The 15,492-nt window shown below is 72.2% G+C and carries 14 protein-coding genes; 8 read left to right on the top strand and 6 right to left on the bottom strand.

Going from position 1 to position 15,492, the window contains the following annotated elements:
* Window positions 1-83 precede the first annotated feature (83 nt).
* Entirely contained in the window at window positions 84-1,283 is a 1,200-nt protein-coding gene (gene nadA, locus OG509_RS11760) for a quinolinate synthase NadA (RefSeq protein WP_406182288.1), read from the top strand.
* A gap of 80 nt (window positions 1,284-1,363) precedes the next feature.
* On the opposite strand, the gene OG509_RS11765 is transcribed toward nadA, so the two are convergent.
* From OG509_RS11765 to OG509_RS11775, 3 genes are all read right to left on the bottom strand, one after another.
* On the bottom strand, window positions 1,364-4,495 hold the full coding sequence (locus OG509_RS11765) for an efflux RND transporter permease subunit (RefSeq protein ID WP_406182290.1): 3,132 nt from the start codon (window positions 4,493-4,495) through the stop codon (window positions 1,364-1,366).
* Window positions 4,496-4,696: 201 nt separating this feature from the next.
* Window positions 4,697-5,395: a response regulator gene (locus OG509_RS11770; RefSeq protein ID WP_406182291.1), complete on the bottom strand. Its 699-nt coding sequence runs from the start codon at window positions 5,393-5,395 to the stop codon at window positions 4,697-4,699.
* A 39-nt stretch (window positions 5,396-5,434) separates the two neighbouring features.
* Complete coding sequence (locus OG509_RS11775; protein WP_406182293.1) at window positions 5,435-6,277, bottom strand: adenosylcobinamide-GDP ribazoletransferase; 843 nt, start codon at window positions 6,275-6,277, stop codon at window positions 5,435-5,437.
* Window positions 6,278-6,365: 88 nt separating this feature from the next.
* On the opposite strand from OG509_RS11775, the gene OG509_RS11780 reads away from it, so the two are divergent.
* Window positions 6,366-7,136, top strand: coding sequence for a hypothetical protein (locus OG509_RS11780; protein WP_406182294.1), 771 nt, complete (start codon window positions 6,366-6,368; stop codon window positions 7,134-7,136).
* An 87-nt stretch (window positions 7,137-7,223) separates the two neighbouring features.
* On the opposite strand, the gene OG509_RS11785 is transcribed toward OG509_RS11780, so the two are convergent.
* Window positions 7,224-7,502, bottom strand: coding sequence for a hypothetical protein (locus tag OG509_RS11785; RefSeq protein WP_406182296.1), 279 nt, complete (start codon window positions 7,500-7,502; stop codon window positions 7,224-7,226).
* 13 nt (window positions 7,503-7,515) lie between these two features.
* Window positions 7,516-8,313 carry a PspA/IM30 family protein gene (locus OG509_RS11790; RefSeq protein ID WP_385576646.1) on the bottom strand — a complete coding sequence of 266 codons (798 nt, stop codon included), beginning with the start codon at window positions 8,311-8,313 and terminating at the stop codon, window positions 7,516-7,518.
* A gap of 261 nt (window positions 8,314-8,574) precedes the next feature.
* On the opposite strand from OG509_RS11790, the gene OG509_RS11795 reads away from it, so the two are divergent.
* Window positions 8,575-9,183 carry a DUF3043 domain-containing protein gene (locus tag OG509_RS11795; protein ID WP_385576649.1) on the top strand — a complete coding sequence of 203 codons (609 nt, stop codon included), beginning with the start codon at window positions 8,575-8,577 and terminating at the stop codon, window positions 9,181-9,183.
* A 50-nt stretch (window positions 9,184-9,233) separates the two neighbouring features.
* On the top strand, window positions 9,234-9,992 hold the full coding sequence (locus OG509_RS11800) for a class I SAM-dependent methyltransferase (RefSeq protein WP_385577064.1): 759 nt from the start codon (window positions 9,234-9,236) through the stop codon (window positions 9,990-9,992).
* Between the two features lie 87 nt (window positions 9,993-10,079).
* On the opposite strand, the gene OG509_RS11805 is transcribed toward OG509_RS11800, so the two are convergent.
* On the bottom strand, window positions 10,080-10,292 hold the full coding sequence (locus OG509_RS11805) for a hypothetical protein (protein ID WP_030156145.1): 213 nt from the start codon (window positions 10,290-10,292) through the stop codon (window positions 10,080-10,082).
* A 104-nt stretch (window positions 10,293-10,396) separates the two neighbouring features.
* On the opposite strand from OG509_RS11805, the gene OG509_RS11810 reads away from it, so the two are divergent.
* From OG509_RS11810 to OG509_RS11825, 4 genes are all read left to right on the top strand, one after another.
* Entirely contained in the window at window positions 10,397-11,602 is a 1,206-nt protein-coding gene (locus OG509_RS11810) for a bifunctional adenosylcobinamide kinase/adenosylcobinamide-phosphate guanylyltransferase (protein WP_406182298.1), read from the top strand.
* 70 nt (window positions 11,603-11,672) lie between these two features.
* A complete protein-coding gene (cobT, locus tag OG509_RS11815) occupies window positions 11,673-12,737 on the top strand; it encodes a nicotinate-nucleotide--dimethylbenzimidazole phosphoribosyltransferase (RefSeq protein ID WP_406182300.1) in 1,065 nt (354 codons plus the stop codon).
* Between the two features lie 114 nt (window positions 12,738-12,851).
* Window positions 12,852-14,753 (top strand): phosphatidylglycerol lysyltransferase domain-containing protein, encoded by a 1,902-nt coding sequence (locus OG509_RS11820; protein WP_406182302.1) that lies wholly within the window; start codon window positions 12,852-12,854, stop codon window positions 14,751-14,753.
* The gene (locus OG509_RS11825) at window positions 14,750-15,484 is read left to right on the top strand and encodes a hypothetical protein (protein ID WP_406182304.1); all 735 of its coding nucleotides are present in this window, start codon (window positions 14,750-14,752) and stop codon (window positions 15,482-15,484) included. Before OG509_RS11820 ends, OG509_RS11825 begins: the two co-directional genes overlap by 4 nt.
* Window positions 15,485-15,492: the final 8 nt, after the last annotated feature.

Below are 15,492 nucleotides of genomic sequence, written 5' to 3' on the forward strand. Positions count from 1 at the left end.
TGAAGCGGCTATCATAGATAGCGTCAAATAGACGAGAAGTCGAAGCTCTGCTTCAGAAGTCCCCTTGTCGCAGAACAGAAAGGGTGCGTGTCGTGACCACCGCCCAGCCTTTGGACGTCCAGCCGACGCCCCTTGCCCTGCTGCTGCTCGGCCGTGAGGCCGACCCCAAGAGCGAGCGCGGGGTGGAGTGCCCGGGCGACCTGCCGTCGCCGTCGGACCCGGACCTCGTCGCGCGCGCCCGCGCGGCCAAGGAGAAGCTCGGGGACAAGGTCTTCATCCTCGGCCACCACTACCAGCGTGACGAGGTGATCGAGTTCGCCGACGTCACCGGTGACTCCTTCAAGCTGGCCAAGGACGCGGCCGCCAAGCCGGAGGCCGAGTACATCGTCTTCTGCGGCGTCCACTTCATGGCGGAGTCCGCGGACATCCTGACCTCGGACGACCAGAAGGTCGTCCTGCCGGACCTGGCCGCCGGCTGCTCGATGGCCGACATGGCCACCGCCGAGCAGGTCGCCGAGTGCTGGGACGTGCTCACCGAGGCCGGCATAGCCGGTGCGACGGTCCCCGTCTCGTACATGAACTCCTCCGCCGACATCAAGGCGTTCACCGGCAAGCACGGCGGCACGATCTGTACCTCCTCCAACGCGAAGAAGGCCCTGGAGTGGGCCTTCGAGCAGGGGGAGCCCCAGCAGACCAAGGTGCTCTTCCTGCCGGACCAGCACCTGGGCCGCAACACCGCCGTCCGCGACATGGGGATGTCCCTGGACGACTGCGTGCTCTACAACCCGCACAAGCCGAACGGCGGCCTGACCGTCCAGCAGCTGCGCGACGCCAAGATGATCCTGTGGCGCGGCCACTGCTCGGTGCACGGCCGGTTCTCGGTCGACTCGGTCAACGACGTGCGCGCCCGCATCCCCGGCGTGAACGTCCTCGTCCACCCCGAGTGCAAGCACGAGGTCGTCGCGGCCGCGGACTACGTCGGCTCGACGGAGTACATCATCAAGGCGCTGGAGGCGGCCCCGGCCGGCTCCAAGTGGGCCATCGGCACCGAGCTGAACCTCGTCCAGCGGCTGGCGAACCGTTTCGCCGCCGAGGACAAGGAGGTCGTCTTCCTCGACAAGACGGTCTGCTTCTGCTCGACGATGAACCGCATCGACCTCCCCCACCTGGTGTGGACCCTGGAGTCCCTGGCCGAGGGCACCCTCGTCAACCAGATCCAGGTCGACAAGGAGACGGAGAGCTTCGCGAAGCTCGCCCTGGAGCGCATGCTCGCCCTCCCGTAGCCGTCCCCTCCCGTACGCCCGAAGGGCCGCCCCTCCCCGATCGGGGAGGGGCGGCCCTTCGGCGTTCACCGGACCGTGCGTCAGACCCTGACCGGGGACTCCTCGTCCGAGGACTCCTCCGGGGTCGGGACCACCGTCAGGCGGGCCGTGCGCTTGGCCTCGCGCTTCGCGCGGCGGCGCTCCTTGCGGAGCTCGATCATCGTGTAGAGGGTCGGCACCAGGAGCAGCGTCAGCAGGGTCGAGCTGACGAGGCCGCCGATCACGACCACCGCGAGCGGCTGCGAGATGAACCCGCCCTCGCCGGTGACGCCGAGCGCCATCGGGAGCAGCGCGAAGATCGTCGCGAGGGCCGTCATGAGGATCGGGCGCAGGCGGTGCCGGCCGCCCTCGATGACGGCTTCGACCACGCCGAGCCCTTGGGCGCGGTACTGGTTGACCAGGTCGATCAGGACGATCGCGTTGGTCACGACGATGCCGATGAGCATCAGCATGCCGATCATCGCCGGGACGCCCAGCGGGGTGCCGGTCACCAGCAGCAGGCCGAGCGCGCCGGTCGCCGCGAAGGGGATGGAGACCAGCAGGATCAGCGGCTGGATCAGCGACCGGAAGGTGGCGACGAGCAGCATGAACACGATCGCGACGGCCGCGAGCATGGCCAGGCCCAGGGAGGCGAACGCGTCGCTCTGGTCCTCGGAGACGCCGCCGATGGTGGCGGTGGCCCCGTCGGGCAGGTCCAGCGCCTTGATCTTCGTCTGGAGTTCGGCACCGATCGCGCCGGTGTTGTCTCCGACCGGCTTCGCGGTGATCGTGGCGGCTCGGGCGCCGTCGATCCGGGTCATCGAGACCGGGCCGGGGACCTCCTTGACCTCGGCGATGTCGCCGAGCTTGACCGGGCCGACCGGGAGCGCCTGCAGTTCGGCCAGGGTGCCGGCCGGGTGCGCGGACTTGATGACGATGTCCCGCTCGGTGTTGTCCAGTACGGCCTTGCCCGCCGGATTGCCCCGTACGGCCTGGGCGACGATCGCGCCGAGGGCGGCCTGGTTCAGGCCCGCCTCGGCGGCCTTCGGGGTGGCGGTCACCGAGATCCGGGGAACGGACTGGGAGAGGTCGCTCTGTACGTCGGTGACGTCGTCGAGCGTGGCCACCTCGGCCCGTACCTGCTCGGCGGCCTTGGCGAGGACGTCCGCCTGGCCGGCCTTGACGACCACGCTCAGGTTCTGGCTGCCGAAGCCGCCGCCCGCCGAGATGCTGGTGTCGCCGATGCCGTCGAGCTTGCCGAGCGCGTCCTCGATGCGCTTCTTGACGCCCTCGGAGTCGCCGGAGTCCTCCAGGGTGACCTGGTACGAGGCCTGGTTGGAGCCCGTTCCGCCGCCGAAGGCGGCCAGGAAGCCGGAGGAGCCGATGGTGACCTGGTAGTCCTTGACGCCCTTGATCTCGGTCAGGGCCTTCTCGACCCGCAGGCTCGCCGCGTCGGAGGCGGACAGCGAGGTGCCCGGGGGCAGCTGCTGCTTGACCGTCAGGACGCTCTGCTCGCCCTGGTCGAAGAAGTTGGTCTTCAGCAGGGGCGCCATCCCGAAGGTGGCGATGAGGACGACGACCGCGACGACGAGGGTGGCGATCCGGCGACGGGTGACCAGGCCCAGGGCCCGTACGTAGAAGCGCTGGAGGCGGCTCTTCGCCTCCTTCTCCTCGGCCTCGCGCCGTGCCTTCTCCGGGTTCTCCGCAGCACCCTCGGGGGCGCGCAGGAACCAGTACGAGAGCACCGGGACGACCGTGAGGGAGACGATCAGCGAGGCCAGCAGGGCCGCGGCGACGGTGAGGGAGAACGGGCCGAAGAACTCGCCGACCATGCCGCCGACGAAGCCGATCGGCAGGAAGACGGCGACGGTGGTGAGCGTGGAGGAGGTGACCGCGCCGGCGACCTCCTTGACCGCGGCGATGATCGCGGCCTCGCGCTCCTCGCCGTAGCCGAGGTGGCGCTTGATGTTCTCCAGGACCACGATCGAGTCGTCGACGACGCGGCCGATGGCGATGGTGAGGGCGCCGAGGGTCAGCATGTTGAGCGACAGGTCGCGGGTCCACAGCACGATCAGCGCGAGGACCACGGACAGCGGGATGGAGACCGCGGTGACCAGCGTCGAGCGCAGCGAGGCCAGGAAGACCAGGATCACGATCACCGCGAAGAGCAGGCCGAGCAGGCCCTCGGTGGTGAGGCTGGAGATGGACTTGGCGACGGGCGGGCCCTGGTCGCTGACGACGGTCAGCTCGGCGCCGGCGCCGAGTGCGGAGCGCAGCTCGGGCAGCTTGTCCTGGACGGCGTCGGAGATCGCGACGGCGCTGCCGTCCTTGTCCATGGTGAGGACGAGGGCGAGGCTGGGCTTGCCGTTGGTCCGGGTGAGGGAGACGGCCTTGGCGGGCTCCTGCGTGACGGTGGCGACGTCGCCCAGACGCACGGCCGGCTTGCCGGGGCCTGCGCTCAGGCGCAGGTCCTGGAGCTGGGCGAGGGAGGTGTAGCCGCCGCCGACGCGGACGGTCCGGTTCTTGCCGGCCTCGTCGAAGGAGCCGGCGGGGACGGTCGCGCCGCCCGCCTGGAGGCCCTGGGCGAGGGAGGCGCCGTCGAGGCCGGCCGCGGCGAGCTTGGCGTTGTCGGGGGTGACGGCGACCTGGAGGTCCCGGACCCCGTCGACGCTGACCTGGCCGACGCCCTCGATGTCTTCGAGGACGGGGACGACGGAACGGTTCAGCTGGTCGGCGAGGGCCTGCTGGTCCTTGTCCGAGGTGACGGCGAGGACGACGGTGGGGATGTCGTCGGTGGAGCCGGCCACGACCTGCGGGTCCACCTCGGCGGGCAGCCGTACGCGGGCCCGGTTCACGGCCTGCTGGACGTCGGCGACGAGCTGCTTGGTGCCGCTGTCGCCGTAGTCGAACTTGGCCATGATGAGGGCGTTGCCCTCGCTGGCGGTGGAGGTGATGCCGGTGATGCCGTCGACGCCCTTGAGGGTGGCTTCGATCGGCTCGATGACCTGCTTCTCCACCACGTCGGGCGAGGCGCCCTGGTACGGCGCGAGCACGGACACCATCGGCAGTTCGATGGACGGCAGCAGCTGCTGCTTGAGCTGCGGGATGGCTATGGCGCCGAAGAGCAGTGCGGTGAGCGACACGAGGCCGATCAGCGCTCTTTGGGCCAGGCTGAAGCGGGACAGCCAGGACATGGGTGTGGGATCTCTCTGCAGTGGCGTGCGCGGGGCTGGGCCTGAAGGCCGCGGGCCTTCAGCCTTCCGTACGCCGGGGTGGTGCTGCGTCGCTCCCAGGTGCCGCGTCTTTATGTGCGGCATACCGCGTCCGCAGTACGCGGCCGTACTCCACGGCCCTGTGCCCGGCCGTGCTCCCGGGCCCGGTGCACGGCCGCGGTGCTACTCCGCCCGGGGCCGGACCAGTCCCGATTCGTAGGCGATGACCACCAGTTGGGCGCGGTCGCGGGCGCCCAGCTTTGCCATGGCCCGGTTCACGTGGGTCTTGACGGTGAGCGGGCTGACTTCGAGCCGTCCGGCGATCTCGTCGTTGGACAGACCCGCGGCGACGTGCACGAGCACCTCGCGCTCGCGGACGGTCAGCGCGGCGAGCCGCTCGGCGTGCGCGGCGGGGGCGCCGGGGTCGGCGCCGCCGCCCTGGGCGAGGAAGGTGGCGATGAGCCCTTTGGTGGCGGCCGGGGAGAGCAGCGCCTCCCCGGCGGCGGCGACGCGGATGGCGTTGAGGAGTTCGTCGGGCTCGGCGCCCTTGCCGAGGAAGCCGGAGGCGCCGGCCCGCAGGGACTGGACGACGTACTCGTCGACCTCGAAGGTCGTCAGCATGACCACGCGGACGGCGGCGAGTTCGGGGTCGGCGCTGATCATGCGGGTGGCGGCGAGCCCGTCCGTGCCGGGCATCCGGATGTCCATGAGGACCACGTCGGGCCGGGTCTGCCGGGCGAGCGCGCAGGCCTGGGCGCCGTCGGAGGCCTCGCCGACGACCTCCATGTCGGGCTCGGAGTCGACCAGCACCTTGAACGCGCTGCGGAGCAGGGCCTGGTCGTCGGCGAGCAGCACCCTGATGGTCGTCGGCGTCTCTTCCACGCCCCGCACCCTACGCGCTCCCCTCCCCGGGGAGGGCGGTCAGCCCAGGGCCAGGACGACGAGGGCCGCGGTCGCCGCGATCTCGGCGAGGGCGCCGAACACGTCTCCGGTGACCCCGTCGAAGCGGCCCACACACCGCCGGAGCAACAGCTCCGCCGTCGCCAGGGCGATCAGGACCGCGCCCGCGCACTGGACGGCGGCGCCCGGCCCCACCGGCAGGGCGGCGGCCCCGGCCGAGGCGGCCACCAGTGCGGCAATCCCGGCGGCCGAGCGCTTGGGGAGCACCCCGGCGACGGCCGCCCCGAGCCCCTCGGGGCGGGCCGGCGGTACGCCGTCCCGGGAGGCCAGCGTCATGGCCAGCCGGGCGGTGACGGCCGCGATGACCGTCGCCAGGGCCCCGTGGACCCAGCTCTCGGCGTAGAGGTCCGCCAGCGCCCCGACCTGGACCAGCAGGACCAGCAACAGCGCCACCACCCCGAAGGGGCCGATGTCCGACTGCTTCATGATCCGCAGCGCCGCCTCGGCCGGCTTCGCGCTGCCCAGCCCGTCGGCGGTGTCGGCGAGCCCGTCGAGGTGCAGCCCCCGCGTCAGGGCGGCCGGTACGGCGACGGTGACGGCCGCCGCGAGCAGCGGGCCGCCGCCCAGGACCAGCAGCAGCACCCCCGGCACGGCCGCGAGGGTGCCCACGACGAGCCCGGCGAGCGGCGCGCAGGCCATGCCGGTACGGGCCGCGGGCCGGTCCCAGCGGGTGATGCGGGCGGGCAGCACGGTCAGCGTGCCGAAGGCGAAGCGCACGCCGTCGCGCAGCGAGGCGCGCTCGTCGGGCGGCGTCAGCGGCGGCTCGGGCGGCTCGGGCGGCTGGTCTTCGAACGAATCTTTCATCGGCGCGAACGCTACCCGCTCGCCGCGGGCGGTAAATTGCCGCATACGGGAAGAATCGGGGAGCTGCCACAACAGGGGAGGCGACGGCATGGGTCACTGGTGGTACCGGAACATCGTCGAGCCGGGCAAACTCCCGCTGCTCCTCGCCCTGCTCTCGTTCGTCATGTCGTTCCTGGTCACCCGCGTGATCACCCGCCTGATCCGGGCGGGACGGGGGCCGTTCAAGAACATCACCCCGGGCGGCGTGCACATCCACCACGTGGTGCCCGGCGTCATCCTCGTGATCATCGGCGGATTCGGGGCCGTCGGCAGCGGCCGGCACGGTTTCGGCGCCATGCTCTCCGCCGTGATCTTCGGGCTGGGCGCGGGGCTGGTGCTGGACGAGTTCGCGCTGATCCTGCACCTCGACGACGTCTACTGGAGCGAGCAGGGCCGCAAGAGCGTGGAGATCGTGGTCCTGACGGCCGCGCTGGTGGCGCTGGTACTGGGCGGGTTCCTGCCGTTCGGTGTCAACGACCTGACCTCCGAGGAGCTGCAGAGCCGCGGGCTCGTCGTCATGAACACCGCCTTCAACTTCTTCCTGGCCCTGATCGCCCTGTGGAAGGGCAAGGCGCGCACCGCGTTCTTCGGCACGGTCATCCCCTTCGTGGCGCTCGTCGGGGCGGTCCGGCTGGCCCGGCCCGGCTCCCCGTACGCGAAGAGGTTCTACGCGAAACGTCCGCGGGCCCGGGCCAAGGCCAGGCTGCGCGCGTTCCACCACGACCGGCGCTGGGCCGCCCCGCGGCGCAAGTTCGAGAACTTCATCGGCGGCACGCCGGACCCGGTGCGGGCACAGGTCTCGAAGCCGACGAAGCACTGACGAGACGCCGGAACGCACGGCGGCGCCCGGCCCGCCCCCGCGCAGGGGGGGCGGGCCGGGCGCCGTCACATCCGTGTCAGCCCTGGATCAGCCCGGAATCAGCCCGTCGTCGCTGAGCATCTCCTTGACCTCGTCGAGCGAGGCGTCCTCCGCCGGGAGGATCAGTTCGGACGGCTCCAGCGCATCGTCCGGCAGCGGCTCGCCGAGCCGCCGTACGGCCTCCAGCAGCGCGGCCAGCGTGCGCCGGAAGCCCACCTCGTCGCCGCTCTCCATCTCCGCGAGCAGCTCGTCGTCCAGCTTGCCGAGCTCGGCGAAGTGGCTGTCGGCGACCTTCACCTGGCCTTCCCCCATGATGCGGACAATCATGACGGGCCCCGTTCTACTGCTTGTCGAAGCGGTGCTGGGTCTGGGAGGGCTGCTGGGCGTTGCCGGGGGCACCGCCCTCGATGGCCTGCTGCTGCGCCGACGGGCCGCCCGCCAGCTCGGCCTTCATCCGCTGGAGCTCCAGCTCCACGTCCGTACCGCCCGACAGGCGGTCGAGCTCGGCCTGGATGTCGTCCTTGGAACCGAGGCCGCTCTGGTCGTCGAGGGCGCCGGAGGCCAGCAGCTCGTCGATCGCGCCCGCCCGGGCCTGGAGCTGGGCGGTCTTGTCCTCGGCCCGCTGGATGGCCAGGCCGACGTCGCTCATCTCCTCCGAGATGCCGGAGAAGGACTCCGCGATGCGGGTCTGCGCCTGCGCCGCCGTGTACGTCGCCTTGATGGTCTCCTTCTTCGTACGGAAGGCGTCCACCTTGGCCTGCAGGCGCTGCGCGGCCAGCGTCAGCTTCTCCTCCTCGCCCTGGAGGGTCTGGTGCTGCACCTCCAGGTCGCTGACCTGCTGCTGCAGCGAGGCGCGGCGGGACAGCGCCTCGCGGGCCAGGTCCTCGCGGCCCAGGGCGAGGGCCTTGCGGCCCTGGTCCTCCAGCTTGGCGGACTGGCCCTGGAGCTGGTTGAGCTGCAGCTCCAGGCGCTTGCGGGAGGTCGCCACGTCGGCGACGCCGCGGCGCACCTTCTGCAGCAGCTCCAGCTGCTTCTGGTACGAGTAGTCGAGGGTCTCGCGCGGGTCCTCGGCCCGGTCCAGGGCCTTGTTCGCCTTCGCGCGGAAGATCATCCCCATACGCTTCATGACACCGCTCATGGGCTTCGCGCGCCCCCTTCTAGACGGACTGTGCTCCAGGTCACCAACAGAACCCACAGTACGGGCCCTGTCTCCATTACCGCACTGTTCGTGTACGGATGCGCTCCTCCTCCAGGACGACTCCACCCCCGCCCATGTCAGGCGTAGGGAGTAGGTGCTCCCCCGAGCGCGCCCGCGTCACGAACCCTGCACAGGGAAGACGCCCGCCGTTGCCGGATCGTTCCCCGGCGGAGTGGGGTACCCGGCCGCGACCACGTAGGCTTGGGTTTTGTGTTTGGTAGCCGTTCCTCCAAGGAAGAGAAGGCCGCCGCCACCGACAAGGTGAGCGCCGACCTCTCGCAGCCCCGTGACCCGCAGGCCCCGAAGGGCCGCCCGACGCCGAAGCGTGCTGTGGCCCAGTCGCAGCGCAAGGCCGTCGTGGCATCGACCGGCAATCGCAAGGAGGATGCAAAGCGCGCCCGCGAGCGCCGTCGTGAAGAGATGGCGAAGCAGCGCGAGGCCCTCGCCAACGGCGACCAGCGCTATCTGCCGGCCCGCGACAAGGGCCCCGTGCGCAAGTTCGTCCGCGACTACGTGGACTCCCGCTTCTCCGTCGCCGAAATGTTCCTGCCGCTGGCAGTGATCATCCTGGTGCTGAGCATGGTGCGGGTGCCGTCCATCCAGAACATCGCCCTGCTGCTGTGGCTCGCGGTGATCGCCCTGATCCTCGTCGACTCCGTCGGCCTCGGCTTCCGGCTGAACAAGGCCCTCACCCAGCGCTTCCCTGACGAGCCGCGCCGCGGCGCGGTCGCGTACGGCCTGATGCGCACCCTTCAGATGCGCCGGCTGCGCCTGCCGAAGCCGCAGGTCAAGCGCGGGGAACGGCCCTGACCGGAGGGAAGCCCGGAACGTCGGGGGACGGCTTCGCGGGGGGCGCCAGGCTGTGGCTCGAGGGACTGGGCGGACTGCGCAACGCCGTCCGCCAGGAACTCGTGGGCCGGCAGGTCGACGAACAGATCGCGCACCGCTTCCCTGTCGGGCAGCGGCTGCGCGTGCTGGACGTCGGCATGGGCCAGGGCACCCAGGCGCTGCGTCTCGCCCGCGCCGGGCACAAGGTCACCGGACTGGAGCAGGATCCCGCCATGCTCGCCGTCGCCCAGGAGGCGCTGGCGGCCGAGCCCGCCGGGATCCGGGACCGGGTCGAGCTCCTGGAGGGCGACGGCCGCGAGACCGGCGCGCACTTCCTGCCGGGCAGCTTCGACGTGGTGCTCTGCCACGGCGTACTGATGTACGTGCCCGAGCCGGACGCGATGCTGGCCGGGCTGGCCCGGATGCTGGCGCCCGGCGGACTGCTGTCCCTGCTGGTGCGCAACGGCGACGCCCTCGCGATGCGGCCGGGGCTGGGCGCCGACTGGTCGGCCGCGCTGGCCGCCTTCGACACCACCGACTACACGAACCGGCTGGGCCTGGACGTACGGGCCGACCGGCTGGCCGGGCTCACGGCCACGCTGTCCGGGATCGGCGCCCCGCTGTCGGCCTGGTACGGCGTACGCGTCTTCACCGACGGCACCGAGGCCGGCGAGAACCTGCCCCCGGACGAGGAGCTGGAGCGGCTGCTGGCCGCCGAGGACCGCGCCGGGCGGACCGACCCGTACCGCGGGGTCGCCGCGCTGCTGCACCTGTGCGGCGTACGGGGTTGACGTCCGCGAAGCCCCCGGAGCACCGAAGCGACGGCAGAAGCCCGGACCCCGTACGGGGTCCGGGCTTCTCGCGTCAGCGGCTGCCGCTCAGGCGTCCAGCGCCGCGCGCAGGCTCATCGTGTACAGCTCGGTGCCGTTGTCGTCGGACAGCTTCACCGTCTCGGTGCCGCCGTCCAGCAGCTCCTTCCACACCTCGCCGATCCACGACTCCGCGTCGCCCTGCGTGGTGAACTCCTCCGGCTCGACCGCCGGGCTCGTCTCGGTGCCGTCGGCCTTCTCGAACCGCCACGTCCACGCCATGTCCGCCTCCGTTGCTCGTCCGCTGCTCGCACGTTTCTCACCCTGAGTCTGCCCGCAGAGTAGCCGGGCGCGCAGCAGTCTCGGGGACGCGGGAGGATCTTCCTGTGGAACTCACTCTGCTCGGCACCGGCACACCCGAAGGACTGCCCCGCCCCGGCTGTCCCTGCGCGGCCTGCGCGGTCTCCGTGGGCCCCCGGGCGCGCACCGCGACGTCCCTGCTCGTCGACGGGGCGCTGCTGCTCGACCTGACCCCCGGGGCGGTGCTGGCCGGCGCCCGCGCGGGGCATTCGCTGGCCGGCGTACGGCAGGTCCTGCTCACCCATCCACACGACGGACCGCCGGTCGAGCTGCCCCCGGGGCTGCCCGCCGCCGGGCGGGTGCCGGACGGGCGGGAGCTCGCGGTGATCAGCGGCCACCGGGTGCGGGCGGTGCCGATGGACGCGCCGGGCACCGGGTACGAGGTGACCGGCCCGGACGGGAGCCGGCTGCTGTACCTCCCGCCCGGTGGGGCGCCGGCCGGGACGAACGGCACCGTCGGGCAGCGCCCGTACGACATGGTCCTCGCGGACGTGCTGGGCCGGCCGGAGGCGCTGGCCCGGCTGCGGGCGAGCGGCGCCGCCGGGCCGACCACGGACGTGATCGCCGTCCACCTGGACCACGACGTCCCGCCGGGCCGGGAGCTGGAGCGCCGGTGCGCCGCGGCCGGTGCGCGGGTGGTGCCGGACGGGACGACGGTGACGGTCGGCGAGTACCACGCGGCGGCGGACCTGCCGCGCCGCACACTGGTGCTCGGCGGGGCCCGCTCGGGGAAGTCCGTCGAGGCGGAGCGGCGCCTGGCCGGCTTCCCGGAGGTGGTGTACGTGGCCACCGGCGGCTCCCGGGACGGCGACACGGAATGGGCGGCGCGGGTCGGCCTGCACCGGGAGCGGCGGCCGGCGAGCTGGCGGACGGTGGAGACCTGCGAGCTGGCGCCGCTGCTGGTGGAGGGAGGGCCGCCGCTGCTGATCGACTGTCTGGCGCTGTGGCTGACGGACGCCATGGACCGGGCGGGCGCCTGGGACGACGCCGTCTGGGCGGGGCAGGGACAGAAGGAACTGCGGGAGCGGGTGGCGGAGCTGGTGGCCGCGGTGCGCGCGACCCGCCGCACCGTGGTGGCGGTCAGCAACGAGGTGGGCTCGGGGGTCGTTCCCGCGACCGCTTCCGGGCGGCGTTTCCGTGACGAACTGGGGCGCCTGAACAGCCTGGTGGCGGGCGAGTGCGAGCACGTCCTGCTGGTGGTGGCCGGGCAGGCGGTGATCCTGAAGGAGTGAGTGCGCGCACGCCCGGCGAGGCCGCGGGACGGGGCTTGGGGAGGGCCTTACCCGCTGTACGCTCTGGCAGATGACCACGCTGAATCTCGACGACTTCTCCGATCTGATCGAGCGCCCCGACGGGGGCGTCCGGCGTGACGCCGAGGAACGCCGTGAGCGGCTGGCCGTGCCGGCCGGGTCGCTGGGGCGGCTGGACGAGCTCGCCGAGTGGCTCGCCGCCGCGCAGGGGCGGGTGCCCGTCCGCCCGATCGAACGTCCCCGCGTCGTGCTGTTCGCCGCCGACCACGGGATCGCCGCCGCGGGGGTGTCCGCCCGGACCGCCGGCAGCGCGCACGAGCTGGTGCGCTCGGTGCTCGACGGGAACAGCCCGGTGTCGATCCTCGCCGGGCGCCTCGGCGCCGGGGTACGGGTCGTGGACGCCGGTCTGGACTGCGAGCCCGGGCTGCTGCCCGAGGACGTGGTCCGCCACCGGGTGCGCCGCGGCAGCGGGCGCATCGACGTCGAGGACGCGCTCACCCTCGAAGAGGCCGACGCGGCCCTGCGGCTCGGCATGCGGATCGCCGACGAGGAGGCCGACTCCGGCACCGACCTCGTGGTCCTGGGGGACTTGAGCGTCGGTGGAACCACGGTCGCGGCGACCCTCGTCGCGGCCCTGTGCGGAACCGATGCCTCCGTGGTCACCGGGCGCGGCGGCCGGCCCATCGACGACCTGACCTGGATGCGCAAGTGCGCGGCGATCCGCGACGCGCTGCGCCGGGCCCGCCCGGTCCTCGGCGACCAGGTGGCCCTGCTCGCGGCGGTCGGCGGCGCGGACGTGGCCGCGATCACCGGCTTCCTGCTCCAGTCCGCCGTGCGCCGTACGCCGGTCATCCTCGACGGGGTCGTTTCCGCAGCGTGCGGGCTCGTGGCCCAGCGCGCCGCGTTCCGGGCGCCCGACTGGTGGCTGGCCGGGCAGGCCAGCGGCGAGCCGGGCCAGACGAAGGCCCTGGACCGGATGGCACTCAACCCCGTGCTCGACCACGGCGTCACTGTGGGAGAAGGAACCGGGGCATTGCTGGCTCTCCCCCTGGTCCAGGCGGCCGCCGCACTCGCGGCGCAGCTCCCGGAGCAGGCGGCGCAGGAGCCGAAGGAATAGGGGGTCCCCCGAGGGGGAACCCCCTGAGCGCCCGCTCCGGGGTGGCGGCTTGACCGGCCGAGCGCCCCGGACCGGGCCACCCATGGACGGCGGCGCCCCATATCATCGCGTTTCATGGGAGAGGCCCGCTTGACCAGCGCAGACATCGACCGGACCGCCGTACAGGCCGCCAAGGCGGCCCAGGGATCCGGCAAGGACACGAACAGCAGGAAAGACGAGAAGAAAGACGAGGGGGGCGGCCGGGAGACCGGCCGGGGATCGGCCCGCTCGCGGCGCAGCGCCGCGTTCGCGGTCTGGTACCTGCGCGCCGTCACCTTCGTCAACTTCCTGAGCGCGGTGTGGCTTTCGCTCGGCCAGGACCTGCGCCGGCACAACACCGCCGACTTCTACACCCCGTACCTGCTCACGGCGGGCTTCGCGTCCGGCCTGTTCTCACTGCTGCTCGCGGTCACCATGGGCCGCCGCAAGCGGGCCGCCTGGATCCTGAACCTGGTGCTCAGCGGCATGCTGCTGCTGGCCTTCGCCACCGCGGCCTTCGCCCCGTGCACCAGCGGTGACTTCAACCTCTGCTACCCGGAGTTCCGCGACCACACCCAGAACTGGGTCTCCCTCGCCCTGACCGCGGCCTTCGTCGGCGCCCTGCTGCTCGGCCGCCGCGAGTTCTACGCCAAGGGCGACCGCTCCAACCCCAAGCTGGCCACCGCGGTCGGCGCCGTCGGCCTGCTGTGCACCTCGCTGCTCGCCGCGCTGATCGTCGGCGCCGCCAACACCGACCCGGACGCCGCCGAGGCCACGTTCCTGGCCCGCTGGCGGTACGGCGTGATGCGGCTGATCACCCTGGAGCCGAACGCCCGCGACTACGCCGCGATCACCACGCCCGGCTGGGTGGACATCGTGATCAACGTCATGTCCACGCTGCTCCTGATCGCTGTACTGCTCGCCGCCTTCCGCTCGCGCCGCGCCGTCGACCCCCTCACCTCGGAGGACGAGGAGAAGCTGCGCGCGCTGCTCGCCAAGCAGGGCGACCGCGACTCGCTCGGCTACTTCGCGCTGCGCCGCGAGAAGTCCGTCATCTGGTCCCCGACCGGCAAGGCGGCCGTCACGTACCGCGTCGTCGGCGGGGTCTCGCTGGCCTCCGGCGACCCGATCGGCGACCCCGAGGCCTGGCCCGGTGCCATCGAGCCCTGGCTGGCCGAGGCCCGCGAGCACGGCTGGGTGCCGGCCGTCATGGGCGCGAGCGAGGAAGCCGGGCAGATCTACGCGCGCCACGGACTGGACGCGCTGGAGCTGGGCGACGAAGCCATCGTCGAGACCGACGAGTTCACCCTGGAGGGCCGCGCCATGCGGACCGTCCGGCAGGCCTACAACCGCGTCAAGCGCGCCGGTTACACCGTGCGGATCCGCCGCCACGCCGACATCCCGGCCGACGAGATGGACGTACTCCTCACCCGGGCCGACGACTGGCGCGACGGCGCCACCGAGCGCGGCTTCTCGATGGCGCTGGGCCGACTGGGCGATCCCGGCGACGGCCAGTGCGTGATGCTGGAGTGCACCGACGGCAACGGCGATCTGCGCGCCGTGCTGTCCTTCGTGCCGTGGGGCCCCAAGGGGCTGTCGCTGGACCTGATGCGCCGCGACCGCGATTCCGAGAACGGCCTGATGGAGTTCATGGTCATCGAACTCCTCGAACGCTCCAAGGAGATCGGCGTCACACAGGTCTCGCTCAACTTCGCGATGTTCCGTTCCGTCTTCGAGCGGGGGTCCAAGCTCGGCGCGGGTCCGGTGCTGCGCATGTGGCGTTCGCTGTTGAGCTTCTTCTCCCGCTGGTGGCAGATCGAGTCCCTCTACCGGGCCAACGCCAAATACCGGCCGATCTGGGAGCCGCGGTTCATGCTCTTCGAGAAGAGCTCCGACCTGCTGCGGATCGGTATCGCGGCGGGCCGGGCCGAGGGCTTCCTGGAGGCTCCCGGGCTGCCGAAGTGGCTGAACCGCAAACATCTGGAGACCAATCGTTGACGGCTTGGACGACCACCCCCCTGCGGCGGTTCGCCCGCCGCGAGTGGGGGCCCCTGTTCTGGACCGTCCGGGACGCCCTGGTCCGCGACAAGTGGCGGGCGGCCCCGATGACCCTGGGGGCCGTCTGCCTGACCTCGGTCTTCCAGATCGTCCAGAACACGTCCTGGGGGTTCCAGCCGGTCCAGAACCTCGGATCGGTGAAAGCCGTCGACCCGCTGTGGCTGGCCCTGCTGCGGACCCCGCTGTCCCTGTTCGTCCCCGCCCTCGACCTTCCCGTGTGGGGGGCGCTCGCCCAGATCCTGCTGGTCTTCGGGATCTCGGAGATCTGCATCGGCTGGTGGCGCACGCTGGCCATCGGCTACGTCGCCACCCTCGCCGGGACCACGTACGCGCGGATCGGGCTCTCACTGGGCGCCGACCACCCCTTCGGCCTGCCCGTGTCCGACCGCGTCGTCAACGACACCGGGCCCTCGGCGGCGGTGGTCGGCCTCGCGATCTACGTGTGCTGGCGGTACCGGGCGTACCTGACCGGCGCGATCGTGATCGCGGTGATGATCGGCGAGGTGCTGGTCAAGGACAACCTGGCCGGCAAGGAGCACCTCGCGGCCATCGCCGCCGTCATGGCGGTGTGCGTGGTCCGCGCGAAATGGGGACCGGAACGTTCCCGCGTCCCCCTCGGCCGGCGCCCGCCCCCGACGGCCCCGCTGCCCCCGCAGCGTCCCGGCACCTGACGGGCCCG

The organism is Streptomyces sp. NBC_01006 (assembly GCF_045162725.1).
Lineage (GTDB): Bacteria > Actinomycetota > Actinomycetes > Streptomycetales > Streptomycetaceae > Streptomyces.